Here is a 26,012-nt window from a genome sequence, read left to right as displayed (position 1 = left end):
CTTTAAAAATGTTCAACTTAATGAACATCTCTCCAGTATTCTTTCTTAAGCATAAATGCCAAGATAAATAGGATGATTAAAAATCCAATTACCTTAATACCTAGCGCTTCCGATTCAAGACGTGAAGGTTCACCCACGTATTCAAGGAAGTTCGTTAAATCACGAGCCGCATGGTCATATTCATCTACGCTTAATTCACCCGAACCATCTGTTTCAGTAGCAATAACTTTGGTCACAGTGTGACCATGTTCTTCTACTTCTTTAGTGATAGGCGTTGGTAAACCTTGTAGTTCTTGAAGAACGTGAGGCATACCTACCGATGGGAAAACAATATTGTTAACACCAAACGGGCGAGATTCATCTTTATAAAACGATTTTAAGTACGTGTAAATATAATCTGGTGATTTTACACGAGCAATTAGTGTTAAGTCCGGCGGAGCCGCACCAAACCATTTTGCTGCATCGTCTTTTTTAATCGCATTTGTAATATGGCTACCTACTTTAGAACCGTCAAAAATCAACTGCTCTAAACCAACTTCTGTTGGGATACCAATATCACGAAAAGTACGTTCATAACGTTGATACTGCATTTGGTGACAACCAAGGCAGTAGTTCATGAACAACTTTGCACCGCGTTGTAAAGATGCCTGATCAGTAAGGTCGTTATTCGCTTCCATTAAAGGAACCGACGGACCTGCTGCCATAACCATGTTAGGTAACAAGTTTACTGATAAAGCAAATAAACCAATAATAAGCTTTTTCATCATTTCGTTAACCTCTCTGGCAATGGCTTAGTTTTTTCGTTCTTACTGTATACAAATAACAGTACGAAGAACATAAAGTAAGTCACAGTACAGATTTGAGAAATAATCGTTTTCAGATCAGTCTGTGGAGTTGCACCCACCCAACCTAAAAGAACGAAAGTTACAACAAAACCTGCAATGTTCCATTTATGGAAACCACAACGGTAACGAACCGATTTAACTCTACCACGGTCTACCCAAGGTAGTAACGCAAGTACCACAATCGATGCACCCATCGCTGCAACACCAATTAACTTATCTGGGATTGCACGTAAGATTGCATAGAATGGTGTAAAGTACCAAACCGGGAAAATATGCTCAGGTGTTTTAAGTGGGTTAGCTGCCTCGAAGTTTGGACCTTCTAAAAAGAAGCCATTCATCGCAGGCATAAAGAACACAACCCAACAAAACAATATTAAGAAACCAACCACACCCACAATATCTTTTACTGTGTAGTAAGGGTGGAACGGTATCGCATCAACAATATCTTTCTTGTCAGTGTAATACTCGTGAAATTTAAATTTAGGCTTATCTTCTTCAGCTACTGAGCCTTTCTTACGTTTAATCTCAATACCTTCAGGGTTGTTCGAACCCACTTCGTGTAGAGCAACAATATGTAAGAAAACTAAGATTACAATAACCAGTGGCAGTGCAATTACATGTAATGCAAAGAAGCGGTTAAGCGTTGCACCTGATATTACGTAGTCACCACGGATCCAAAGTGTTAAGTCATCACCAATTACCGGAATCGCCCCGAATAATGAAATGATTACCTGCGCACCCCAGAACGACATTTGCCCCCATGGTAATAAATACCCCATGAATGCTTCAGCCATTAGCGCTAAGAAAATAAACATACCAAATAACCACAATAACTCACGTGGTTTTTGATAAGAACCGTAGATCATGCCACGGAACATATGCATATATACAACGATGAAAAACGCTGATGCACCTGTTGAGTGCAAATAACGTAGTAACCAGCCATATTCTACATCACGCATGATGTATTCTACTGAAGCGAATGCACCTTCAGAAGACGGAACAAAGTTCATCGTTAACCAAATACCTGTTAGGATTTGGTTTACTAGTACCAACATGGCTAATGAGCCAAAAAAGTACCAGAAGTTGAAGTTTTTAGGTGCTGGATACTGTGCAATATGCATGTTCCAAACACGTGTCATTGGGATACGGTCGTCTATCCAACCAATAATCTTACCAAACATTAGGCTGCCCCTTTTTCTTCGCCCACTAAAATAGTGGTCTCATCAAGAAAAGTATAAGGTGGTATCTCTAAGTTTAATGGAGCAGGTACCGATTGAAATACACGGCCAGCCATATCAAATTTAGAACCATGACATGGGCAATAGAAGCCATCATCGGTTCCTTCAACTTTCTCACTAAAGTTACCTTGGAAAAAGCCAGGTGAACACCCTAAATGCGTACAAATACCTACAGCCAGAAAGATTTCTGGACGTAATGAACGGTAATCATTTGTTGATGATTCTAATTGTTGTGGCTCTTGCGAATGCGGATCACGAAGTTGACCTTCATGTTCTTTCATTTGCTCAAGCATTTTTGGGGTCCGTGATACAACCCATACAGGTTTACCACGCCACTCGACACGTATTAATTGTCCCGGTTCAAGTTTGCTGATATCTACTTCTACAGGCGCACCCGCAGATTTAGCTCGCTCACTTGGATTCCAAGACGCAATAAAAGGAACAGCAGCCCCAGCCGCACCAACACCACCTACAACAGAGGTAGCTATGGTTAAAAAGCGACGTCGGCCATTGTCTACAGGCGCATTGCTCATCCACTTATCTCCACTATGATTCTCAACACTTGCTATATTGAGAACATCAGTTACAGCAGGTTAATTATTCGAAATTTTTAAAATAGAAGCGATCATAATTAAAACCCTTGATTAAAACAAGGTTATTCAAAGCCCCATGCTCATAAATCTGACTTGATCAAAAATTTGATTAAGCTAGCTCGAGAATAAAGCCGAACGACTATAATAACGCTTCTGTAAAAACAATATACTGACCAAGATCAACACCACTAAGAAGAAACAGTAAAAAACTGTACATAGTGTTGTTAAACCGCTCATTTTACTTACCGGACAATTGTAGCAAAAAATTCCACCAATTAACTGATGGATTTAAACTAATTACGATAATTATTTAACTTTTTTGCAGCTATCTGAGTGTTTTTTAACTTTCGTTTAATTAATACGCAGTTATTAATTGATTTGATCATCATTAATTGCTGCAATCACCAAGTATGGCAGCGATATTGAAAAATCGCATTAAGTTGCAAATGTAAACATTTTGATTTAAAAACAAAAAACCCAGCATAAGCTGGGTTTTTGAATTCTTGATAACGTATAGATTAACGTTTTGAGAACTGTGGACGCTTACGCGCTTTCTTAAGACCCACTTTCTTACGTTCAACTTTACGTGCATCACGTGTAACAAAACCTGCTTTACGAAGTTGTGGACGTAATGACTCGTCAAACTCCATAAGTGCACGAGTGATACCATGACGGATAGCACCAGCTTGACCAGTTGTACCACCACCAGAAACGGTGATGTAAAGGTCAAATTTTTCAGTCATATCAACTAGCTCTAGAGCTTGATGAACAACCATGCGTGCTGTTTCGCGACCAAAATACTCTTCTAGAGAGCGTTTGTTGATTACGATGTTACCAGTGCCTGGGCGTAAGAATACGCGAGCACTTGAACTTTTACGACGACCTGTACCGTAGTATTGATTTGCCATGATGGTGCTCCTTAAATGTCTAGAACCTGAGGCTGTTGTGCAGCATGGTTGTGCTCAGTACCTGTGTAAACTTTAAGTTTACGGTACATAGCGCGGCCTAAAGGACCACGTGGCAACATGCCCTTAACAGCCTTCTCGATGATCATTTCAGGCTTTGCAGCTTGAAGTTTATCAAAAGTAGTAGACTTAAGACCACCTGGAAAACCAGAGTGTGAATAGTACACTTTGTTTTTGAATTTGTTACCAGTTACAGTAACTTTTTCAGCGTTGATAACGATGATATAATCACCAGTATCTACGTGCGGTGTATATTCAACTTTATGCTTACCGCGTAGGCGATGAGCGATTTCAGTAGCGATGCGACCTAAAGTTTTACCTTCAGCGTCAACTACGTACCAGTCACGTTTTACTGTTTCTGGTTTAGCAACAAACGTTTTCATTTATAAAAATCCAATGTTTTTCAATTAAAACCACAAGTAGTTAATATTAACTACTGCTCTAAGTTTGCTATAACCCCTTCGAGTTTTAGACTTTTGCGCCGCTCACAAGTGGCTAGACTATATGAGGGCATAGAACGCAACGTGGCAGACGCGGGAGTATACCAGCACTTAAAACACATTGCTACTCCCGGTTGTTTTTTCCACAAGAAATTTTAAAATAAGAAGTACTATATACAAACTTCTTATTTTTAATGGCTGACCTATTACACTTTTGCCTACTTATTTAAACTAAGTGCTCTCTAGCTAAATACTCTAAAGACTGCATTTCTTGCAAGCGGCTTATACAGCGCTTAAATTCAAAATTTAAATTACCTTGAGTATAAAGTTCGGTAATAGGCTTTTCGGCCGATATAATTAAAGTTACATGACGCTCGTAAAATTCATCTACTAAAGCAATAAAACGCCTAGCTGCGTCATCATTAGTTTGCCCAAGCTGTTTTACGTTAGAAATAATAACCGTATTATATAAACGGCTAATCTCCATGTAATCTACTTGGCTACGTGCCGTTTCACATAACTCACTAAATTCAAACATTACAACGCATTTAGCTACTTTGCGTGTTTTGATTAGGCGTCCTTCTACTTCTATAGGCTCATCTAATTGCCCAGGCTCTGGCGATAGCTTATCGAAGTATTCAAATAGGTTCTTATCTGCATCTTCATCCAGCGGACTATGAAAAATTTCGGCTTGCTCTAAAGTACGTAACCGGTAATCAATACCTGAATCTACATTAACTATCTCTGTATTGAGCTTAACCAGCTCTATAGCAGGTACAAATCGTGCGCGCTGCAAGCCATTTCTGTAAAGATCATCAGGCACTATATTAGAGGTAGCAACAAGTACAATACCGCGAGCAAATAGCGCTTCCATTAAACCACCAAGTAACATGGCATCGGTAATGTCTTGAACAAAAAATTCATCAAAACAAATTATGTCTGTTTCAGCTTTAAAAGTGTCGGCTATTTTTTCTAATGGATTAGCCGTGTTGTTTAATTTTTTAAGCTCGTTATGGACTCGATGCATAAATCGATGAAAATGCACTCGCATTTTACGTGTGCCCGGCAGTGATTCGTAAAAAGTATCAACTAAATAGGTTTTACCACGCCCTACTCCGCCCCAAAAGTACAAACCTTTAATAGGCGTTGGCTCATCATTGTTAAATAACTTAGCAAAAAAACCTTTTGGTGCTGGCTTTGCCTGAGTTAAGTCATCGTATAGGCGTTGTAAATGGCGCACAGCATTTTCTTGCGCTGCGTCATGTACAAAGTCATCTCGCTTCAAATCTTGTTGGTATGTTTGCCAAGGAGTCATATCTATTTACAGTAAAAACGCAGTTTAATTTGTAAAGCATATTAACACGCATCTTAACTCGGGGTATATTACACTTAATATGATTTATAATTGAATCAAGCATTCGTTAGTTATTTTCCCAAAGGGGTAGTTTTTATGGGCACAGTTATGTGGGTAGGTTTAATTGTTATTGTTGCTGTTGTAGCATTTTTTATTGGTGCATTTGTTACTAAAAAACAATTCAAGCAAGATGAACTAAAAGAGCAAGCTGAACAAGCACAAAGCGCGCTTGAGCAGTATCGCCAAGATGTCGCTGATCATTTAGCGAATACAGGTAAGCTCGTAAATAAGATGAAAGAGAACTATGACCAACTGCTTAGTCATGTTGAGGACACAAACCAGCTTCTTTTAGAAGATAGAAATAAAGCACCAGCAGAACCTTATTTCTCTAAAGAAACAACAGAACAATTACAAGCATCTTTAAAAGAGCGTCGTTCAGACCGTTCTTCTGCAGAAGCACAACCAGCTGATTACGTATCGGGTGAATCTGGTTTATTTGCTGGTCAAAATAAAGTTTCAGAACATTCTAAAGCATCTTGATGAACTTTTTTTAGACCCCATAGTCTTTAGATATAACAGCTTTGTTGTTTTATCTTAACAAACCAAAAAGGGCTGCTGCAAAGTAGCCCTTTTTGGTTTTTGCTTTATCTTAAGTGGAGTTATCCCTGACTATGAAAATGAAATTATCACTTATCAGCGCAGCTATTTTATCTACAAGCTTATTAATGAGCCCTGTAGCATCTTATGCAAAAATGCCAATTGCAGTAAATGGTCAACAACTACCCACTCTAGCCCCTATGCTAGAGAAAATATCTCCTGGTGTTGTAAGTATCCAAGTTTCAGGCTCTAAAGAAGTACGCCGCCGTGCAGATCCACTCGAATACTTTTTTGGACAACAGCAGCCTCGTAGCCAAAAACGCCAATTTAGTGGCCTGGGTTCAGGAGTTATTATTGATGCCGATGAAGGTTATGTAGTGACTAATAATCACGTTATTCAAGACGCCGAAAAAATGGTGGTTACCCTTGAAGATGGACGTGAATTTGAAGCAACTAAAATTGGTACCGATACAGAGTCTGATATCGCTCTTTTACAAATAGACGCTGATGACTTAACTGAAATAAAACTCGCAAACTCCGATAGCTTACGCGTAGGCGACTTCGCGGTTGCGATTGGTAACCCATTTGGACTTAGTCACACAGTAACCTCTGGTATTGTTAGTGCGCTTGGTCGTAGTGGTTTAAACATTGAAGGTTACGAAGATTTCATTCAAACCGATGCTGCTATTAACCAAGGTAACTCTGGCGGTGCACTCGTTAACTTAAATGGTGAGTTGATTGGTATTAATACCGCTATTTTAGGTGCTTCTGGTGGTAACGTGGGCATTGGTTTTGCCATTCCATCTAATATGATGAAAAATCTAGTTGATCAAATTATTGAGCATGGTGAAGTACGTCGTGGCTCGCTAGGTATTTCAGGTCGTCCACTTGATGCTGGACTTGCAAAAGCACAGCAGCTTGACGTGAAACAAGGTGCTTATGTAATGCAAGTAATGGACGACACTGCCGCAAGTAAGGCTGGAATTGAAGCTGGTGACGTTATTGTTAGCATAAACGGTGGCGATATTAGTGGTTTCCACGAACTACGCAGCAAAATTGCTACGCTAGGTGAAGGCCGTGAGATAAAACTAGGCATTTACCGCGATGGTAAAATTAAAACAGTAAAAGTAACGCTTGATGGCGCATCTGGTGTTACAGCGACAGGCGAAGAACTACACCCCGCATTCCAAGGTGCAGAGCTCGAAAACGTGCAAAAAAACAGTAACAAAGGTGTTGAGATTACTTCAGTAGATCCTCGCTCACCTTCTGCTCGTGTTGGCCTTGAAGAAGGTGATATTATTATGCAAGTGAATCGCCAGCGAGTAGAAACGATTCGCGACATGAATAAAATCATCGACAGTACAAAAGGTAATATCGTACTTGGCGTGCAACGTGGTCGTGAGTCTATATTTATTTTAATTCAGTAATAAATAGCACTATTTAGTGTAATAAAAATAACAGTGGCACTTGCCGCTGTTATTTTTTTTATGTCATCATAAAGAGATTGCTCACTTACATAATAAGAAAATCGTGCTTAAACTAATAAAATTTATTCTTCCCCCTTTATTTGCAGGCCTAAGTATTGCTTTTTTAGTGGTTTTTTTCAGCCCTAATATGCGAGCGGCTTTACTACCAAATGTTCCCCTGCCAAGCGCTATGAGTGCGAGTCACCTGAGTTTTTCTGATGCAGTTAAACGAGCGGCTCCTTCTGTGGTTACTATTTTTTCAGAAAGTATTTCCAAAGAACCTCGTTATAAAAGAAAAAACACGGTACAAGAGCTAGGCTCTGGCGTCATCATGTCGCAAGACGGTTACATTCTTACCAACTACCATGTTGTTAATAATGCAGATCAAATTATGGTTATTCTAACCGATGGTCGACGCTTTTTTGATGTGCAGCTAATTGGTTTTGATACTATTACTGATTTAGCCTTACTTAAAATAAATGCAGATCACCTTCCGGTAATTCCTGTAAACGATAGCTATGTATCGAGCGTAGGCGATGTGGTACTTGCTATAGGTAACCCGCTTAACTTAGGTCAAACAATCACCCAAGGCATCATTAGCGCAACGGGTAAGCAAAAAATTACAGACAGTCCGTACAATAACTTATTACAAATGGATGCGGCTATTAACGTGGGCAACTCTGGCGGCGCATTAGTTAACTCCAATGGTGATTTAGTCGGTATTACTTCTGCGCAGTTTAAAACGCGTGAGAACTTGAATATTCAAGGAATATTCTTTGCGGTTCCTTACTCACTTGCTAAAAAAGTAATGAGTAAGCTCATTCGTCATGGTCGCGTTGTGCGCGGCTATTTAGGCTTTGAAGGCACAGCAGTAGATAGTACCGGCAAGGAAGTAAACGACAGTCTGACCCCAGTTACTGGCATGCGTATTACTAATTTAGACCCTTTGGGACCAGCATGGCAAGCGGGTATTGAAGAGCAAGATATTGTTATTAAAATTGCAGGGCTTTCGGTAGCAAATCCACAAAAAGTGCTGGAAGAAATAGGTAATACAGAACCAGGTAAAGAAATAGAATTTGAGCTTTACCGGAATGGTAAAATAGAAAAGATTATGGTGACTGTCGCAGAGCTTGAAACAAAGCTTTAATAAAAAATAATACCAACTTTCATAAATCGTCAATAAAAAGGTCGGATAGCAATTTGCGTATCCGACCTTTTTAAAATAGCTTAGCTAGTTAAATATCTACTTAACTACTTCGACGTTTAATATTTGCACCCAACGCACTTAGCTTATCTTCAATGCGCTGATAACCTCTATCAACGTGATAAATACGGTCAACAACAGTTTCACCCTGTGCCACTATACCCGTTAAGATTAAGCTAGCTGAAGCGCGTAGGTCGGTTGCCATCACTTGCGCGCCCGTTAGGCTCTCAGTCTCACCACAAATTGCGGTATGCCCTTCTAAACGAATATTAGCGCCCATACGCTGCAACTCAGGTACATGCATAAAACGGTTTTCAAAAATCGTTTCCGTAATCGTTGCACTACCATTTGCTACTACATTTAATGCTGTAAACTGAGCTTGCATATCCGTAGGAAAACCTGGGTGTGGAGCTGTTTTAATATTCACGGCTCTCAGTTCTCGGCCGCGCATATCAAGATAAATACTGTCGTTATGTACTTCTAAGTGTGCATTTGTTGCACGTAGCTTTTCAATCACAGGCTCAAGAGAATGAAAGTCAGTGTTTTTGCAAAGTACTTCACCGCCTGCCATTGCTGCAGCGACTAAAAACGTACCTGTTTCTATTCTATCTGGTAAAATGCTGTGCTCGCATCCTGCTAAACGCTCAACGCCTTCAACTTCAATGCGGCTAGTGCCTGCACCCGTAATTTTAGCGCCCATAGCAATTAAGCAGTTAGCTAAATCAATTATTTCGGGCTCGCGTGCAGCGTTATCAAGTATGGTTTTACCATCAGCGAGGGCAGCTGCCATCAATAGATTTTCGGTAGCGCCTACGCTTACCATTTCCATAAAGATTTCAGCGCCTTTTAAGCGACCGTTTACCTTGGCATTAATATAACCATTTTCAACGTTAATTACCGCGCCCATGCGCTCCAAACCCTGAATATGAATATCAACAGGGCGAGCACCAATAGCACACCCACCAGGTAAAGACACTTGAGCTTCACCAAAACGAGCAACTAAAGGGCCTAATGCAAGTACAGAGGCACGCATTTGCTTAACTAAGTCGTATGGGGCTAATGTCTTATTAACCGTTGCGCCGTCAATCACTAGCGTATCGCCGTGCCAATTAACATCAGCGCCTAGAGTTTTTAATAAGGCTTCAGTGGTCACTATATCGCGAAGGCGCGGTACATTAGTAAATGTACTTTTTCCATCAGCTAATAATGAAGCAAACAAAATAGGAAGTGCGGCATTTTTAGCGCCAGAAATAGTCACTTCACCAGCAAGTGAAGTACCACCTTGAATTACAAATTGATCCATTAAGAGGCCCTATTTATTGCGGTAAAATAAATTTTTGTTCACGCTTCCACTCTACAGGAGTAAATGCACGAATAGATACTGCGTGAATTGTGCCATCTGAAATTGTATTCATTAATGGGCCATAAACTAGCTGCTGCTTTTTAACTCGGCTTAAACCGTCAAAGCATTCACCTACTGCAACAACTTCATAATGACTACCATTGGCTTTTACATGTACTTCAGCTAATTGAAGTTCTTCGCGTAATAATGTTTCGACTTGGCTAGTTTCCATAACTCTCACTCAAATAGGGTTGTAACCTGACCCAGTTGCATTAAATTTTGCAATTGCTCAGGTAGGTTTTGCAATTCAAGGCGAATGCCTTGCTGCTTTAATTCTGCAAAAGAGTGAATTAACCAAGCTAAGCCCGCTGTGTCAACCCTAGATACACCACTTAGGTCGAAATAGATGATTTTATGCTTGGTTAATAGCTTGTTGTTCAGAAGCTGTTCATCGCCAATTGAATTTCGAGTAAGCTCACCGTTTACTCGAAAATGTTGTCCATCAACTTGGCTTATTGCCAATTTAGTCATTCGAGTTACTGCCTCTAAACTGAACTGGTAGCTGACTCTTTTGCTCTAAAAGGTTACTTACATTATCAATACCTTGCTGACGCAAAATACCTTGTAGCTCACTTTGTTTTGCATCTAGTAAACTAATACCTTCAGCAATCATATCGTACGCGCGCCATTCACCGTCACGGTCTTCGCGTACTTTAAAATCGATTCTGATATCAGGTTTACCATCTTCAATAATTTTAGTTTTAACGACAACGACATCTTTGCCTTTAAATGCTTGTTCTGCACCAAACTCAACTTTTTGGTTTGTATATTGAGTGAATACACCTGCATAAGTAGCAACTAAGTACTCTCTAAAAACACCAATAAAGCGTTGAATTTCTTTAATTGCTTTGGCTTTTTCAGCTTCGTCGGTAATTGCACGTACTTTAGATACTTCACTACCTAGTACGCGAAGTGCTGCATATTTGTAGTCGATATAAGGCATTAATTCATCTTCAACGATTACGCGAAGATGCTCTTGATTTTTAACAATTAATGGCTGATCTTTTTTAATACGTGCAAATGTATTATCGGCAACTTGGCGTACCATTTTATTTGGATCAACCAATTTAACATCTGCTGCACTTACGCTTTGAGTTAGCGTCATTGTGCCAATTGCTACAATAGCTAAAAACTTTTTCAACATAATAATTACTCACTACCTTGGTTGAATAAAAACTGCCCGATTAATTCTTCAAGTACAATGGCAGACTTAGTATCAGTAATTGAATCGCCATCACCTAGTGCTTTACTTTCCACACCAAACAAATCGTCAATTGCTTCATCTTGCTTGTTTTCAGTCACTGTTTCGCCTAAACAACGTTGTTTAGCCGAATCTGGAGAAATGACAGGGTGAATACCTAAGTACTGCTCACCTAAAATACCCGACGTTAAAATAGAGATTGAGCTTGTGTCTGAAAAACGACATAAATACTGTGCATCAATGGTCATGTTTACCACTGGTAAAAACTCTTGTGGGTGTACATAAATTGATTCAACACGACCAATTACAACACCACCTACTTTTACCGGCGCACGCGCTTTTAATGAGCCAATGTTTTCAAACTTGGCATTAAGCGTATATGTTTCGCCAGAGCCACTAATACCTGAATTGGCAACTTTAAGTGCGAGCATCGCAAAAGCTAAAATGCCAAGTGCTACAAAAAAACCAACTAAAATTTCTAATTTCCGTGAATTCATTATCTATACCCTATTAGCTGGTAAACATTACCGCTGTCAAAATAAAGTCAAAACCTAAAACTGCTAATGACGAATGAACAACCGTTTCGGTGGTTGCTTTGCTGATCCCTTCTGAGGTCGGCACACAGTCATATCCTTTATAAAGCGCAATCCAGGTCACCACTATGGCGAATACAAAACTCTTAATAATACCGTTTAGTATGTCTTGCTGAAACGACACTTGTGATTGCATGATTGACCAAAAACTACCTGTATCAACCCCCAGCCAATCTACACCCACTAAATGAGCGCCTATGATTGCTACGGCTGAAAATATCAATGCAAGCAATGGCATGCTTATAAAACCCGCCCAAAAGCGCGGTGCAATAATACGTTTTAGCGGATCGATTGCCATCATCTCAAGTGATGAAAGTTGCTCTGTTGCTTTCATTAAGCCAATTTCAGCAGTCAATGCGCTACCTGCGCGTCCTGCAAATAGTAATGCAGTAACAACCGGGCCCAGTTCTCGCAATAAACTCAGTGCCACTAACGGCCCTAAACTATCCTCAGCGCCATAACCAACTAATACGGTGTAACCTTGTAGAGCCAACACCATGCCGATAAACAAACCCGACACCATAATAATCAGCAACGATTGCGAACCGACCATATAAAGTTGGCGAACAAGTAACGGTGTGCCTTTTTTAAAATTAGGAACATGCGCAAGCGCACTAAACAGCATATAAGCCGAACGGCCAAGAGCCGCAAAACGTCCTAGCGTTTTATGCCCTAGCTTTTGAAATAAATCCAACATTATGCTTTTTCTCCAAGCAGTTCATCTGCATAAGCTTGAGCCGGAAAATGAAATGGTACCGGACCATCCGACAAGCCTTTTAAAAACTGTTGAACTAAAGGAGATTCATGATTGCGCATTTCATCAGGAGTACCACAACCAATTACACCTTGATCGGCGATAATTATAACGTGATCGGCAATACTCATTACCTCTGTCACATCGTGTGTCACAATTAAAGACGATAAACCCAATACTTCGTTAAGCGACTTAATTAGCTTAACCAATACGCCCATCGAAATAGGGTCTTGTCCTGCAAATGGTTCATCGTACATGATTAGCTCTGGATCAAGTGCTATAGCGCGCGCAAGTGCAGCACGTCTTGCCATACCGCCCGATAACTCAGAGGGCATTAAATCTTTAGCGCCACGTAGCCCAACCGCTTGCAATTTCATTAATACAACTAATCGAATAAGGTCTTCACTTAGCTTTGTGTGCTCTCTTATAGGAAACGCAATATTGTCAAATACCGACATATCAGTAAACAGCGCACCACTTTGAAAAAGCATGCTCATTTTAGTACGTGCTTCGTATAACTCTTTACGAGACATTTTAGGAATGCTGCCACCTTCAAATAAAATATCACCTGAATCTGGTTTAAGCTGACCACCAATTAAACGCAACATAGTGGTTTTGCCAATTCCGCTTGGCCCCATGATCGCAGTAATTTTACCTTTAGGAACGCTAAAACTCATATTTTTATATATGATTCTATTGCCTCTCGAAAAGCTAACATCCTTGACTTCTACTATTGATTGCGACAAGTCGCTCTCCATAAAAATGTTCACTAGTGCACCTATTTTAAAGCTTTTTTGTCAAAGATGGAAAAAACAATTCGTAAGATTTTGTAATACACCCATGAAAAGGATTATAAGACTCGCTCAAAACAGCTTAACCCCGGCTTAAATTTTTAAATTAGCTGTTTAAAAGCAGCATTGTTACGTAGTTGACCTTACTCTTTTATTTATACTTTCATCTTGGCTTTTGTTACTATTCGCGCCATCCGTATTTTGTATAACTGGCTTAACACAATGGTTACCTCGTTTGTTATTTTAATTCTTGGTTTTGCAGCTCTTGTTTGGAGTGCAGACAGGTTTGTTTATGGCGCTGCGGCTCTTGCTAAAAACTTTGGTGTACCTACACTTATTGTTGGTTTAACCGTGGTAGCTATGGGCTCTTCAGCACCCGAAATGATGGTTTCAGCCTCTGCCGCTTTGGCTAATAAAACCGACACAGCAGTTGGTAATGCTGTTGGTTCTAATATTACAAACATTTTACTTGTGTTAGGTATCACAGCTTTATTTCGCCCTCTTTCAGTTTCATCAAGTACATTAAAACGTGAAATGCCATTAGTGATGCTCGTATCTTTAGCTACTTGGTATGTGTTCTCAGATAACTACTTTTCATTTAATGAAGGTGTTGCACTTTTGGTTGGCTTTATCGTATTCATCGGTGGGTTAATTATTGTATCTATGCGTGCAAAAAACCAAGATGACCCATTTGTCTCAGAAGCCTGCGACGATGTACCAAACGATGTACCTACGAAAAAAGCGGTATTTTGGTTAGTTGTCGGCATGATACTCCTACCTGTTAGCTCTCATTTTTTAATAGGTTCGGCTGTCGATATTGCTAAATACTTCGGCTTAAGCGACCTAGTAATTGGTTTAACGATTATTGCCATTGGTACTAGCTTGCCAGAACTTGCCGCTTCGGTTGCAGGTGTACTTAAAAATGAAGATGATTTAGCACTAGGTAATATTGTTGGCTCAAACATATTTAATATTCTAGCGGTATTACCACTTGCCGGTATTATTAACCCTTCTGCCATTGACCCATCATTAGTAAGCCGAGACGTATTAATTATGATTGGCGCAACACTTGCCCTAATTATTATGTCATTGAACTTTAGAGGCACCCAACGTATCAATAGAGTAGAAGGCGGCTTATTGCTAATAGCGTTTTTGGGTTACCAAGGGTATATTTTTAGTCAAGTAGGGTAAATGATGGCAACGCTAAATTTTATTGAACAAGGCCTTCGCGTTTTAGATGTTGAACGCCAAGCACTTAGTGATATTGCACAATATGTAGATGAAAATTTTCATAACGCGTGCCAATTAATGTACGACTGCGAAGGCCGTATTATTGTTATTGGTATGGGTAAATCAGGTCATATTGGCAATAAAATAGCGGCAACCCTTGCAAGCACTGGCAGTCCAGCATTTTTTGTTCACCCTGGTGAAGCAAGTCATGGTGATTTAGGTATGATCACTAAAAATGACGTGGTTATGCTTATTTCTAATTCAGGGGAGACCAGCGAAGTTTTAAATATCATTCCGGTTTTAAAACGACTTGGTGCCAAAATGATATCGATGACTGGCAATACGCAATCAACCATGGCGACCCTTGCTAATGTACATGTGTGTATTAAAGTAGAAAAAGAAGCCTGTTCATTGGGTCTAGCTCCTACATCAAGTACCACTGCAACGCTTGCGATGGGCGATGCCATGGCAGTTGCATTATTAGAAGCTCGCGGGTTTACAGCTGATGACTTCGCGTTATCTCACCCAGGTGGTAGTTTAGGCAAGCGCTTATTACTTACTTTAAAAGATGTTATGCACAGCGGCGCAAATACACCTATTATTAGCGTTTCACAAACAGTTAAAGACGCCCTTATTGAAATGTCTGCTAAAGGGCTAGGTATGACAGCCATTGTTGATGAAGATCAGCAGCTCGTGGGATTATTTACCGATGGCGATTTGCGTCGTATTTTAGAGCAAAGAATTGATATTCATACAACACAAATAGATGTTGTTATGACTAAGTCATGTACTACGGCTACACAAGATATTTTGGCTGCTGAAGCGCTTAATATTATGGAACACAAACGTATAAATGGCTTAATCGTCGTCAATGATAAAAACCAACCTATTGGCGCATTAAACATGCAAGACCTATTAAAAGCAGGAGTGTTATAAATGCAATTTGAAGAACTCTATCAACCGCTGAGCGATGATGCAAAAGCACGCGCTAAAAAAGTAAAGCTACTTATATGCGATATTGATGGTGTATTTTCTGATGGCCGTATTTATCTTGGTAATCAAGGTGAAGAGCTAAAAGCATTTAATACAAAAGATGGTTTTGGCATTAAAGCGCTTATAAACAGTGGCTTTGAAGTGGCTGTAATTACTGGTCGTCATTCACAAATAGTGCAACAACGTATGAGCAGCTTAACCGTACAGCATATTTATCAAGGCCAAGAAAATAAGCTCATTGCCTATCAAGAGCTAAAAGACAAACTCAACCTTAGCGATGAACAAATTGCTTATATAGGTGATGATGGTCCTGACATGCCCGTTATGGAATTAGTCGGCTTTGCTGTTGCAGTAAATGATGCCCATCCACTTATTAAACGTTTATCACACTATGTAACGCAAATGCCTGGCGGCTTTGGTGCAGTAAGAGAGCTCACCGACTTACTTATGCTTGAAAATGGTAAAGCATTGACTACACAAGGCACTAGTTCATGAATGCAGCGCGCATAATATTAAGCGTTTTATTCATTAGCTGTATGGTTTGGCTTTGGTACCCTTATTTTACACAAACAAATATTGTGCCTCAGACTGAGCCTGAAGTTATTGCCAAGCCTGATTACATAGCCATAGAACTCAAACAAACAGCCTATGACGAACAAGGTAAAATTAGCCACAAAGTCACTGCGGCTAAAATGGAGCTATATCAACAATTAGGTTTTACGTTTTTTGAAAAACCTATTTTTACTTTATATAACGAAAAGCAAACGTGGCAAATAAATGCAGACGAAGCAACATTATACGAAGACAAACAATTAATTTTAGAAGGCAATGTGGTTGCCAAAAACTTAACCGATAACGCCATGATAGACAAAATCAATGCTGATAATATTCAGGTAGATATAAAGCTATTAACAATGCGTTCGGAGCAACCCGTTATCATCACTGGACCCAATTTAAAAATCACTGGTAAAGGCCTAGAAGCCGACTTAAAAACCGAAGTGATAAAACTAATTAACCATACGCGAACCATATATTATGACCAATAAAATATTAAAATCACTTATTATTCCTACACTTATACTAGCGTTTAATAGTAGTGCTGCAGAGCAAAACACGCAACCGGCTGCAAATCAAATTTCAATAAGCGCCGATAAGCAAGAAGGTCAATTAAAAGCTAATGTCGGGATTTTTGAGAAAAACGTTGAAATTATTCACGGTAACCGCCGTATCACAGCCGACCGCTTAGAAGTACATAAACGCGATGAACTTGGCGATAATAAACAATTATTAATTGCTACAGGTAGCCCTGCGCACTTTGAAGAAAAGCAATCAGATGGCACGACTATGAGCGCCAGTGCTGACGAAGTACGTTATGATGTATCTAAGCGTTTTTTAACGCTTGTTGGTAATGCACAAGTATCGCAAGCGGGACAAAAAATAAATGCTAAAAGCATTACCTACGATATAGAGCAGCAGCTAATCAGTGCCGAAAAAGATGAAAACTCAACTGACCGCGTTCACACAATTTTAGTACCAATCGAGACTAAAAAAAGTAAAAAAAGCGACAAAGGTCAACCATGAGCACATTAAAAGCAGAGCTATTAGCAAAGAGCTATAAAGGCCGTGAAGTTGTAAAAAACGTCGGCCTTGAAGTCAAAGCTGGCAGTATTGTTGGCTTACTTGGCCCTAACGGCGCAGGTAAAACTACCACGTTTTATATGATAGTAGGACTTGTACCTAGCGACAAAGGTAAAATATCGATAGACGATAACGATATTACTCTTTTACCTATGCATAGTCGTGCTAGATTAGGCATTGGCTACTTACCGCAAGAGTCTTCAATATTCAGAAAGCTGACTGTTTATCAAAACTTAATGGCCATTTTAGAAACGCGCAAAGAGTTAAATAAACAAGCTAGAGAAGACACTCTCGATAAATTATTAGATGAATTTAGCATACAACACATTCGTGATAGCCAAGGTATGGCATTGTCGGGTGGCGAACGTCGTCGTGTTGAAATAGCACGTGCGCTGGCAGCAGATCCTAAATTTATATTACTGGATGAACCATTTGCAGGTGTTGACCCGATTTCGGTATTAGACATAAAGAAAATAATAGAACATCTTAAAAATCGTGGGATTGGTGTATTAATTACCGATCATAACGTAAGAGAAACCCTTGATGTTTGTGAAAAAGCCTACATTGTTTCTCATGGGGAGCTGATTGCATCAGGTACTCCAGAACACGTATTAAATGATAAAACAGTACGCGATGTTTACTTAGGCGAGCAATTTAGGCTGTAACATTTACGCCATGTCTTTAAGCATCTGCTAGTATTAATTATAACAACATAAAAGGATTGTTAGAGATACATGAGGCAATCACTACAGCTGCGCATGGGCCAGCAACTTACAATGACTCCACAGCTGCAACAGGCTATTCGTTTGTTGCAACTCAGTACATTGGATCTCCAGCAAGAAATACAAGAAGCTCTCGACAGCAACCCGCTATTAGAGGTTGAAGAACCAGACTATTCCGAAGACGCTGCAGGTAAAAACGAGCAAAAAGCAGATACAGATGACATAACTGTTAGCGCATCTGCCGATGATGCTCCAAGCGAATACGAACAAGATAGTGGTGAAGCACTTGCAAAAGACACGCTAAGTGACGACATGGCTATGGATGTTAGTTGGGATGAGTACATGAGTGCCGCCCCAGCAGCATCATCGGGTCCGATGCCTGAAGACGAATCAATATACCAAGGCGCCTCTACTGAAACGCTTCATGAGTATTTAATGTGGCAATTACAACTAACGCCATTTAGCCCTACCGATGAAGCCATTGCTATTGCTATTGTAGAAGCCGTCGATGATTCAGGCATTTTAACACTAAGCTGCGAAGAAATTTTAGAAAGCTTTAATCAAGAAAACGAAGAAGATAACGAAGTTGAACTTGATGAAATTGAAGCAGTATTAAAGCGCATCCAACTGTTTGATCCTGTCGGTATTGCTGCACGTAGTTTACAAGAGTGTTTATGTATTCAACTTAACCAGTTTGATAAAGAAACACCTTACATTAATGAAACGAAAATGATTTTAACCGAGCATATTGATTTATTAGCAGCTCGTGACTATCGTACATTAATGAAGAAGACTAAGCTCAAAGAAGAAGAGCTTAAAGAAGTAATGACATTAATACATACTCTTAGCCCTAAGCCTGCAGATACTATTGTAAGAGAAGAGTCTGAGTATGTTATTCCTGATGTGTCAGTTAAAAAAATTAAAGGCCGCTGGGTTGTTGAGTTAAACCCAGATAGCATGCCTAAAATTCGTGTTAATAGCCAATACGCTGCAATGTCTCGCACTGTAAAATCCAGTGGTGACAGCCAGTTTATTCGCTCGCATTTACAAGAAGCTAAATGGTTTATTAAAAGCTTAGAAAGTAGAAACGACACGCTATTAAAAGTAACAAATTGTATTGTTAAGCAACAACAAGGCTTTTTTGAACACGGTCCTGAAGCCATGAAACCAATGGTTTTAAATGATGTTGCTGAAATGGTAGAAATGCACGAATCAACAATTTCGCGCGTAACAACCCAAAAGTATATGCACACACCCCGTGGTATATTTGAGCTTAAATATTTTTTCTCAAGCCATGTAAGCACCGAAAACGGTGGTGAATGTTCATCTACAGCAATCCGTGCGCTTATCCGAAAATTAATCGCAGCAGAAAACTCAGCAAAACCATTGAGTGATAGCAAAATAGCGGATATATTGGCTGAGCAAGGAATTAAAGTAGCGAGACGTACAATCGCAAAATACCGCGAATCTCTGGCTATTCCACCGTCAAATCAGCGTAAAAGTTTGATTTAAGACGCAAAAAAAAGAGGGTAATGCTTATGCAACTAAACTTAACTGGTCGTCACGTAGAATTAACCGATTCACTAAGAGACTATATTAATACCAAATTTGCGAAGCTAGAAAGACACTCTGATCATATTAATAATGTTCATGTCATTCTCGATGTAGAAAAATTAAATCAAAAAGCAGAAGCCACCATACACGTAAGCGGTGCTGAGCTATTTGCCTCTACAGAACATCAAGATATGTATGCCGCCATTGACTCGTTGATCGACAAGCTCGATCGACAAGTAATTAAACACAAAGAGAAGCTTGCTCGACACTAATATGATGAAATTAAGCTCACTTATATGCCAGGACTGCAGCAAAGCTGCGGTCCTTTTTAATAGCAAAAAAAGAATTTTAGAGTTCATTAGCGAACTTGCTCACGACAAACTTCCGTATTTACCGCAACAAGATATTCTTAATGCTTTAATGAGCAGAGAAAAATTGGGTAGTACAGGTATAGGGCGTGGCATTGCGATTCCTCACGGAAGAATGAGCGGCGCAGAAGAGCCATTAGCTTTAGTGCTCGTTAGTGAAACACCAATAAATTTTGATGCTATAGATAATCGCCCTGTTGATATTTTTGTCGCACTCATCGTACCAGATGGCGATAACCAGCAGCACTTAAAGACTCTAGCAACCATTGCTGATAAACTAAACAACAAAGATTTTTGTAAACAGTTACGCAGTGCAAAATCAGATACTGAGCTTTACCAAGTTATTGTCAATCAATCATAGTTTTATAAAGGGTGTTAAATGGAGTTAATTATCATAAGCGGCCGTTCTGGTTCTGGAAAGTCGGTTGCTTTACGCGTTGTAGAAGATTTAGGTTATTATTGCGTAGATAATATTCCAGTTAACTTGCTTCCTTCATTAGTTCGCAGTGTGTCTGATAGCTATGATAAAATTGCTGTTAGCATTGATGTGCGTAACATCCCTAAACAACAAGATGAATTTAACGATATTCTTGAATACTTGCCTGGCTTTGCAAAACCTACGTTATTTTATTTAGATAGCGACGATCAAACATTGATCAAACGTTTTTCTGAAACTCGTAGATTACACCCACTATCAATTGACTCGTTGCCTCTTGATTTAGCCATCAAAAAAGAAAAAGAATTACTTGATGTATTAATCACCCGCGCCGACTTTATGATAGATACAACTGATTTAAGCGTTCATCAACTTGCTGAATCTATTCGTGAAAAGATTTTAGGTAAAAAAGATAAGCAACTGATTGTCACGTTTGAATCGTTTGGTTTTAAATACGGTATACCAAAAGAAGCAGATTACGTATTTGATGCACGCTTTTTACCAAATCCACATTGGGAACCTGAATTAAAACCTTTAAATGGGTTAGATCAACCTGTTAAAGATTATTTGGCCAATCACAGCATAGTACAAAAATTCACATGGCAAATTCAAACATTTGTACAAACGTGGTTACCGCACTTAGAGCGAAATAACCGTAGTTATTTAACCATTGCCATTGGGTGTACAGGCGGACAACATCGCTCTGTATATTTAGCGCAAACTATCGGTGAAAGTTTTGCAATGACACATCCCAATGTAAAAATTCGCCATCGCGAACAAGAAAAATAATATAGCTGAATAATCACCTGTTCAGCTTAGGTAGAGTAAGTTATGCATTGTGAAGACACTTTTTTAATAAAAAACAAATTAGGATTGCACGCCAGAGCAGCCACCGTGCTTGCCCAATTGGCAGTGCAGTTTGATGCGACTATTACATTATTTCAAGATGACAAAGAAGCCGCAGGCGATAGCGTACTTGCACTAATGTTACTTGAAAGTAGCCAAGGCAAAGAAGTAAAAGTTGTATGCAAAGGCCCCGATTCTGAGCAAGCTTTACATGCTGTTGGAGAATTAATAGCACAACGTTTTAATGAACAAGAATAAACAGTTATAAAAATAATGCTCGCATTACTAATGCCCCAACTAAAACAGATATATAAAATAAATACGGTTAGTGACGCCAGTTAACTCACCTCCCCTCATAAAGTAATATAAAAATTTATAAAGGACGCCAATGCCTGAAGCTTTTGAACAAGATTACCCACTACAACAACTAAAGCAGGTGACTAAGTCACTTAATAGTGGTCAATTTGTTCAAGTTAGGCGCATGCTCGCAAAAACAGCTCCTTGTGATACCGCATTACTGTTAGAATCATCACCGCATAAAATTCGCCGACTACTTTGGCAGTTGGTTGATCCCGATGTACAAGGTGATGTTCTTGAAGAACTATCAGAAGATGTACGTTTAGGCATTATTGCCCAAATGGAACCTAAGCACATTGCAGCCGCAACCGAAGATATGGGCCACGATGACTTAGGTGAAGTATTACGTAGCCTACCTGACACCGTTTACAAAGACGTTGTTAGCGCGATGGACATTCAAGACCGTGAACGTGCAACACAAGCACTCTCATATCAAGAGCGTTCAGCCGGTGCGCTAATGAACACCGATACGGTGACCATTCGCCCCGATGTTACGCTTGATGTAGTACTTAGATATATTAGGCTACGTGGCGAGTTACCAGAAGGTACCGATGACTTATATGTTGTTGATAAGCATAACTGCTTTATAGGCGCTTTATCACTCAGTACATTATTAACTAATCCGCCAGAAAAAATTGTTCGCGATTTAATGGATGAAGATTGTGAATCTATCCCAATCTCAATGGATGAAAGTGAAGTAGCTCAATTATTTGAGCGTCATAATTGGATATCGGCCCCCGTCGTTGATGATAACGATCAGCTCCTTGGTCGTGTCACTATCGATGACATCGTTGACGTAATCCGAGAAGATGCCGAGCATAGCTTGTTAGGCTTAGCCGGTCTTGATGATGAAGAAGATACCTTTGCCCCCGTACTAAAAAGCTCTAAAAAACGCTCAGTTTGGTTAGGTGTTAACTTGCTGACTGCACTTGCAGCTGCTTTTGTAGCTAGCTTTTTTGAAGGTACTTTAGATGTGCTCCCTATTTTGGCTGTACTTAACGGTATTGTCCCTTCTATGGGTGGTGTTGCAGGTAGCCAATCGCTAACGCTTGTTATACGTGGTATTGCAGTAGGTCATATAAATCAAACAAACCAACGCTTCTTGATGATGAAAGAGCTTGCCATTGGCGCACTAAACGGCGTTTTATGGTCGCTGTTAATTGCAGGTGTTATTGCCCTATGGCAATGGGACTTTATGCTTGGTGGTGTACTCGCCTTCGCTATGTTTATGAATTTAGTTGTAGCGGGAGTTGCTGGTGCAAGTATTCCAATAATTCTTAAAAGAATGAATATAGATCCTGCGCTTGCAGGTAGTGTAGTACTGACTACAGTGACAGACATTGTAGGTATATTCGCCTTTTTAGGTACTGCTACCTGGTTGCTGGTGTAAATTAGAAACTTTTGCAAATAACTAAAGTAAAAACACTTAGGGTAAAGCTGCAATTATGGAAGCGGATATCAAGAATAAAAATGAGACACCTAAAAAAACGCTAAAACAAAAAGGGTTATCAATATTAAAAAGTATATTGGTATATGGCTCTATATTTTTCGTTATTTACACTGCAGTTAATTGGTGGCGACAACCTGTGATGCCAGCTAATCCGCAATTGCAATTAACAGATTATAAAGGGCAAAACATTGACTTAGCCGCAATGAGCCAAGATAAACCAACGCTTGTATATTTTTGGGGAACTTGGTGTCCTATATGTAGCGTGACATCTCCTGCAATAGATGAACTCTCCGCAGAAAACAATTATCCCGTAGTCACCATCGCAATAAAATCAGGTTCTGATCAAGAATTACATAATTATTTAAATGAGCATGGCTACAGCTTTACAACTGTAAACGATCAACACGGTGAGATATTTGCCGATTGGCAAGGACAAGTCACGCCATCCTATATAATCTTAAAAAATAATAAAATGACGCAAGGGCTAACAGGCATTCAGCCTCTATGGTCACTTAAGTTGCGTTTGTGGTTATCATCAACGTTTTAAGAAAAACTAAGTATTAGATATTAAAAAACGACTTATTAAAGTAGACATTTATTGGCTATATTAACTATAGCCAATAAATACAGAAGTTCACTTGGTTTTCGGTCTTACAACTGTAGAGCAAACTACTAACGTGTGCTTTGACGATTACCGCCTACTTTTGGTTTAGTATTTGCCTTTTTAAATTGGCTAAAACCGGTATGTCGCGTTAGTGCAGGACGTCCGCGTTTGCTGCCACCTTTACCTGCTTTTTCATCGCGCCCTTCTTCAGGCACTAAACAGTTAGGCCCTTTACCAATTAAATTAGCTTTACCCATTTTACGCAGTGCTTCACGTATCATCGGCCAACCTGCTGCATCATGGTAGCGTAAAATTGCTTTATGCAATCTACGTTGGCGTGCACCTTTAGGTACTGGAACAACTTCGGTATTATTTTTAATATTACGCAAAGAGTTCATCTCTGTGTGATAAATAGTCGTCGCATTAGCCATAGGTGACGGGTAAAAATTTTGTACCTGATCAAGCTTAAAGTCGTTTGATTTAAGCCATAAAGCCATGTTTACCATGTCTTCATCTTTTGTCCCTGGGTGAGCAGATATAAAGTAAGGAATTAAATACTGCTTTTTGCCGGCTTCTTTAGAGTACTTATCAAATAATTCTTTAAATTGATCATACGCGCCCATACCTGGTTTCATCATTTTTGATAATGGACCATCCTCTGTATGCTCTGGCGCTATTTTTAAGTAGCCACCTACATGATGGGTTACTAATTCTTTAACGTAACGAGGGTCGCGTACAGCTAAGTCGTAACGAACACCAGAAGCAATCAATACCTTTTTAATACCTTTAACTTCACGTGCTTTTTTATACAAGTCTATTGTTGGAGTATGGTCTGTATCCATGTGCTTACAAATTTCAGGATACACACATGATAAACGCCTACAGGTACTCTCTGCCTTTTTGCTCGTACAACGCAGCTTATACATGTTAGCCGTTGGACCACCTAGATCAGAAATAACACCAGTAAAACCCGGCACTTTATCTCTAATCTGTTCAATTTCTTCAATAATTGATTCTTGCGAACGGCTTTGAATAATACGCCCTTCATGCTCCGTAATTGAGCAAAACGAACAACCACCAAAACAACCGCGCATAATATTAACTGACGTTTTTATCATGTCATAAGCAGGTATTTTAGAGTCGCCGTAACTTGGGTGAGGAATACGCTGATACGGTAAACCAAACACAGCATCCATCTCATGTGTTTCTAGTGGGTATGCTGGCGGGTTTACCCAAATAGAGCGATCGCCGTGTCGCTGAAACAGCGCTCTTGCACAACCAGGGTTTGTTTCTTGATGTAGAATACGTGAAGCATGGGCGTATAAAGGTTTGTTAACACTTACTTGTTCATAAGCAGGTAACTTAACATAGGTTTTTTCCCACGGCTTAGGACGCGCAGGCTGAACCATAATTGGTTTTGCAGCTTCCGCTTTTAAATCAATACCCGCTTGTTTAAATTCAGATTTACTACAACCAACATCATCAGCGCCGTATGGATTTGGAATAGGATCAATTTTACCAATTTTATCGATAGCGGTAGAGTCGCTACCACGCCAACCCGGTAAAGGTTCTTTTCGAATAACAGCTGTGCCGCGAATATCTTGAATAGTGTCCATGGTTTCACCCGCAGCAATGCGGTGTGCAACTTCAACTAACGGGCGCTCTGCGTTACCGTAAATTAAAATGTCAGCTTTTGCATCAAACAAAATACTACGACGTACTTTTTCTTGCCAGTAATCATAATGAGCAATACGACGAAGGCTAGCTTCAATACCACCAATAACAATCGGTATTCCTTTGTAGGCTTCACGGCATTTTTGTGAGTAGATCATTACGGCGCGATCTGGGCGTTTACCGCCTACGTTATCTGGGGTGTACGCATCATCGTGGCGCATACGCTTTTCAGCTGTATAGCGGTTAATCATCGAATCCATGTTACCGGCTGTTACACCAAAAAATAAATTTGGTCTGCCGAGTTCCATAAATGCGTCTTTAGAATCCCATGCAGGCTGGGCAATAATACCCACTCTAAAACCCTGCGCTTCAAGCACACGGCCAATTACCGCCATACCAAAACTAGGATGATCGACGTACGCATCGCCACTAATTATTATTATGTCGCAGCTATCCCAGCCAAGTGCATCCATTTCTTCACGTGTAGTTGGTAAAAATGGCGCGGTGCCATAACATTCAGCCCAGTACTTAGGGTATGAAAATAAGGCGCGCTTAGCTTTGAGAGTGCTCATAATTGTGGCCGTAGAATAACAAAAGGCGCGAATTATACCCTACTAAATTGTTTATATATACAAAGCATATTGCGCCTTAAATTCTAAATCGTTCATTATCTTAAATAATAATAAGTTAATCT

30 protein-coding genes are annotated in these 26,012 nt (G+C 39.7%); 16 read left to right on the top strand and 14 right to left on the bottom strand.

Annotation, left to right across the window (positions count from 1 at the left end):
* Positions 1 to 17 precede the first annotated feature (17 nt).
* From I6F66_RS03980 to zapE, 6 genes are all read right to left on the bottom strand, one after another.
* Entirely contained in the window at positions 18 to 767 is a 750-nt protein-coding gene (locus I6F66_RS03980) for a cytochrome c1 (protein ID WP_166419367.1), read from the bottom strand.
* Positions 764 to 2,029, bottom strand: coding sequence for a cytochrome b N-terminal domain-containing protein (locus tag I6F66_RS03975; protein WP_121953722.1), 1,266 nt, complete (start codon positions 2,027 to 2,029; stop codon positions 764 to 766). Before I6F66_RS03975 ends, I6F66_RS03980 begins: the two co-directional genes overlap by 4 nt.
* Positions 2,029 to 2,619, bottom strand: a complete 591-nt coding sequence (gene petA / locus I6F66_RS03970) for a ubiquinol-cytochrome c reductase iron-sulfur subunit (RefSeq protein ID WP_007580333.1) — start codon at positions 2,617 to 2,619, stop codon at positions 2,029 to 2,031. The genes I6F66_RS03975 and petA overlap by 1 nt, the downstream gene beginning before the upstream one ends.
* Positions 2,620 to 3,197: 578 nt before the next feature.
* Positions 3,198 to 3,590, bottom strand: coding sequence for a 30S ribosomal protein S9 (gene rpsI, locus I6F66_RS03965; RefSeq protein ID WP_024595789.1), 393 nt, complete (start codon positions 3,588 to 3,590; stop codon positions 3,198 to 3,200).
* An 8-nt stretch (positions 3,591 to 3,598) separates the two neighbouring features.
* On the bottom strand, positions 3,599 to 4,027 hold the full coding sequence (rplM, locus tag I6F66_RS03960) for a 50S ribosomal protein L13 (protein WP_007378318.1): 429 nt from the start codon (positions 4,025 to 4,027) through the stop codon (positions 3,599 to 3,601).
* A gap of 283 nt (positions 4,028 to 4,310) precedes the next feature.
* The gene (gene zapE, locus I6F66_RS03955; protein ID WP_165739987.1) at positions 4,311 to 5,399 is read right to left on the bottom strand and encodes a cell division protein ZapE; all 1,089 of its coding nucleotides are present in this window, start codon (positions 5,397 to 5,399) and stop codon (positions 4,311 to 4,313) included.
* Between the two features lie 135 nt (positions 5,400 to 5,534).
* On the opposite strand from zapE, the gene I6F66_RS03950 reads away from it, so the two are divergent.
* The 3 genes from I6F66_RS03950 to I6F66_RS03940 all read left to right on the top strand — a co-directional run bounded on the left by I6F66_RS03950 (position 5,535) and on the right by I6F66_RS03940 (position 8,648).
* Entirely contained in the window at positions 5,535 to 5,978 is a 444-nt protein-coding gene (locus I6F66_RS03950; protein WP_165739989.1) for a YhcB family protein, read from the top strand.
* A gap of 131 nt (positions 5,979 to 6,109) precedes the next feature.
* A complete protein-coding gene (locus tag I6F66_RS03945; RefSeq protein ID WP_165739991.1) occupies positions 6,110 to 7,462 on the top strand; it encodes a Do family serine endopeptidase in 1,353 nt (450 codons plus the stop codon).
* Positions 7,463 to 7,565: 103 nt separating this feature from the next.
* A complete protein-coding gene (locus I6F66_RS03940) occupies positions 7,566 to 8,648 on the top strand; it encodes a trypsin-like peptidase domain-containing protein (protein ID WP_165739993.1) in 1,083 nt (360 codons plus the stop codon).
* A 100-nt stretch (positions 8,649 to 8,748) separates the two neighbouring features.
* On the opposite strand, the gene murA is transcribed toward I6F66_RS03940, so the two are convergent.
* Genes murA through I6F66_RS03905 form a run of 7 tightly spaced genes read right to left on the bottom strand, consistent with a single transcriptional unit; the run spans position 8,749 to position 13,413 of the window.
* The gene (gene murA, locus I6F66_RS03935; RefSeq protein WP_165727693.1) at positions 8,749 to 10,008 is read right to left on the bottom strand and encodes a UDP-N-acetylglucosamine 1-carboxyvinyltransferase; all 1,260 of its coding nucleotides are present in this window, start codon (positions 10,006 to 10,008) and stop codon (positions 8,749 to 8,751) included.
* A gap of 13 nt (positions 10,009 to 10,021) precedes the next feature.
* On the bottom strand, positions 10,022 to 10,279 hold the full coding sequence (locus tag I6F66_RS03930; RefSeq protein WP_002957953.1) for a BolA family protein: 258 nt from the start codon (positions 10,277 to 10,279) through the stop codon (positions 10,022 to 10,024).
* A 5-nt stretch (positions 10,280 to 10,284) separates the two neighbouring features.
* Positions 10,285 to 10,578 carry a lipid asymmetry maintenance protein MlaB gene (locus I6F66_RS03925; protein ID WP_010554274.1) on the bottom strand — a complete coding sequence of 98 codons (294 nt, stop codon included), beginning with the start codon at positions 10,576 to 10,578 and terminating at the stop codon, positions 10,285 to 10,287.
* On the bottom strand, positions 10,571 to 11,251 hold the full coding sequence (locus I6F66_RS03920; protein WP_165739997.1) for a phospholipid-binding protein MlaC: 681 nt from the start codon (positions 11,249 to 11,251) through the stop codon (positions 10,571 to 10,573). Before I6F66_RS03920 ends, I6F66_RS03925 begins: the two co-directional genes overlap by 8 nt.
* A 5-nt stretch (positions 11,252 to 11,256) precedes the next feature.
* Positions 11,257 to 11,805, bottom strand: coding sequence for an outer membrane lipid asymmetry maintenance protein MlaD (mlaD, locus tag I6F66_RS03915; RefSeq protein ID WP_002957950.1), 549 nt, complete (start codon positions 11,803 to 11,805; stop codon positions 11,257 to 11,259).
* Between the two features lie 13 nt (positions 11,806 to 11,818).
* Positions 11,819 to 12,598, bottom strand: coding sequence for a lipid asymmetry maintenance ABC transporter permease subunit MlaE (mlaE, locus tag I6F66_RS03910; RefSeq protein WP_002957949.1), 780 nt, complete (start codon positions 12,596 to 12,598; stop codon positions 11,819 to 11,821).
* Complete coding sequence (locus I6F66_RS03905) at positions 12,598 to 13,413, bottom strand: ATP-binding cassette domain-containing protein (protein WP_165727701.1); 816 nt, start codon at positions 13,411 to 13,413, stop codon at positions 12,598 to 12,600. The genes mlaE and I6F66_RS03905 overlap by 1 nt, the downstream gene beginning before the upstream one ends.
* Before the next feature lie 255 nt (positions 13,414 to 13,668).
* On the opposite strand from I6F66_RS03905, the gene I6F66_RS03900 reads away from it, so the two are divergent.
* The 13 genes from I6F66_RS03900 to I6F66_RS03840 all read left to right on the top strand — a co-directional run bounded on the left by I6F66_RS03900 (position 13,669) and on the right by I6F66_RS03840 (position 23,587).
* Positions 13,669 to 14,637 (top strand): calcium/sodium antiporter, encoded by a 969-nt coding sequence (locus I6F66_RS03900; protein ID WP_024607453.1) that lies wholly within the window; start codon positions 13,669 to 13,671, stop codon positions 14,635 to 14,637.
* A gap of 3 nt (positions 14,638 to 14,640) precedes the next feature.
* Positions 14,641 to 15,612: a KpsF/GutQ family sugar-phosphate isomerase gene (locus tag I6F66_RS03895; RefSeq protein WP_165727702.1), complete on the top strand. Its 972-nt coding sequence runs from the start codon at positions 14,641 to 14,643 to the stop codon at positions 15,610 to 15,612.
* Positions 15,613 to 16,164, top strand: coding sequence for a 3-deoxy-manno-octulosonate-8-phosphatase KdsC (gene kdsC, locus I6F66_RS03890; RefSeq protein WP_007580311.1), 552 nt, complete (start codon positions 15,613 to 15,615; stop codon positions 16,162 to 16,164).
* A complete protein-coding gene (gene lptC, locus I6F66_RS03885) occupies positions 16,161 to 16,715 on the top strand; it encodes an LPS export ABC transporter periplasmic protein LptC (RefSeq protein ID WP_007580308.1) in 555 nt (184 codons plus the stop codon). The genes kdsC and lptC overlap by 4 nt, the downstream gene beginning before the upstream one ends.
* Positions 16,705 to 17,250: a lipopolysaccharide transport periplasmic protein LptA gene (gene lptA / locus I6F66_RS03880; protein WP_024590191.1), complete on the top strand. Its 546-nt coding sequence runs from the start codon at positions 16,705 to 16,707 to the stop codon at positions 17,248 to 17,250. The genes lptC and lptA overlap by 11 nt, the downstream gene beginning before the upstream one ends.
* On the top strand, positions 17,247 to 17,972 hold the full coding sequence (lptB, locus tag I6F66_RS03875) for an LPS export ABC transporter ATP-binding protein (protein WP_007580304.1): 726 nt from the start codon (positions 17,247 to 17,249) through the stop codon (positions 17,970 to 17,972). Before lptA ends, lptB begins: the two co-directional genes overlap by 4 nt.
* 69 nt (positions 17,973 to 18,041) lie before the next feature.
* The gene (locus I6F66_RS03870; RefSeq protein WP_165739998.1) at positions 18,042 to 19,541 is read left to right on the top strand and encodes an RNA polymerase factor sigma-54; all 1,500 of its coding nucleotides are present in this window, start codon (positions 18,042 to 18,044) and stop codon (positions 19,539 to 19,541) included.
* Positions 19,542 to 19,567: 26 nt separating this feature from the next.
* Positions 19,568 to 19,855, top strand: a complete 288-nt coding sequence (hpf, locus tag I6F66_RS03865) for a ribosome hibernation promoting factor (protein ID WP_007580301.1) — start codon at positions 19,568 to 19,570, stop codon at positions 19,853 to 19,855.
* 4 nt (positions 19,856 to 19,859) lie between these two features.
* Positions 19,860 to 20,312: a PTS IIA-like nitrogen regulatory protein PtsN gene (ptsN, locus tag I6F66_RS03860; RefSeq protein WP_024590190.1), complete on the top strand. Its 453-nt coding sequence runs from the start codon at positions 19,860 to 19,862 to the stop codon at positions 20,310 to 20,312.
* Positions 20,313 to 20,330: 18 nt separating this feature from the next.
* The gene (gene rapZ, locus I6F66_RS03855) at positions 20,331 to 21,176 is read left to right on the top strand and encodes an RNase adapter RapZ (protein WP_010554269.1); all 846 of its coding nucleotides are present in this window, start codon (positions 20,331 to 20,333) and stop codon (positions 21,174 to 21,176) included.
* A 42-nt stretch (positions 21,177 to 21,218) separates the two neighbouring features.
* Entirely contained in the window at positions 21,219 to 21,491 is a 273-nt protein-coding gene (locus tag I6F66_RS03850) for an HPr family phosphocarrier protein (protein ID WP_002957937.1), read from the top strand.
* 130 nt (positions 21,492 to 21,621) lie between these two features.
* Positions 21,622 to 22,980 carry a magnesium transporter gene (gene mgtE / locus I6F66_RS03845; protein WP_010554268.1) on the top strand — a complete coding sequence of 453 codons (1,359 nt, stop codon included), beginning with the start codon at positions 21,622 to 21,624 and terminating at the stop codon, positions 22,978 to 22,980.
* 55 nt (positions 22,981 to 23,035) lie between these two features.
* The gene (locus I6F66_RS03840) at positions 23,036 to 23,587 is read left to right on the top strand and encodes a protein disulfide oxidoreductase (RefSeq protein ID WP_197208798.1); all 552 of its coding nucleotides are present in this window, start codon (positions 23,036 to 23,038) and stop codon (positions 23,585 to 23,587) included.
* A 125-nt stretch (positions 23,588 to 23,712) separates the two neighbouring features.
* Here I6F66_RS03840 and I6F66_RS03835 read toward each other — a convergent pair whose 3' ends face one another.
* Positions 23,713 to 25,890 carry a YgiQ family radical SAM protein gene (locus I6F66_RS03835; protein ID WP_197208797.1) on the bottom strand — a complete coding sequence of 726 codons (2,178 nt, stop codon included), beginning with the start codon at positions 25,888 to 25,890 and terminating at the stop codon, positions 23,713 to 23,715.
* Between the last annotated feature and the right edge of the window lie 122 nt (positions 25,891 to 26,012).

Origin of the sequence: Pseudoalteromonas sp. NZS100_1, from assembly GCF_015864285.1 — a bacterium.
GTDB lineage: Bacteria > Pseudomonadota > Gammaproteobacteria > Enterobacterales > Alteromonadaceae > Pseudoalteromonas > Pseudoalteromonas arctica.
This window is presented reverse-complemented; position numbering and strand designations above follow the sequence as displayed.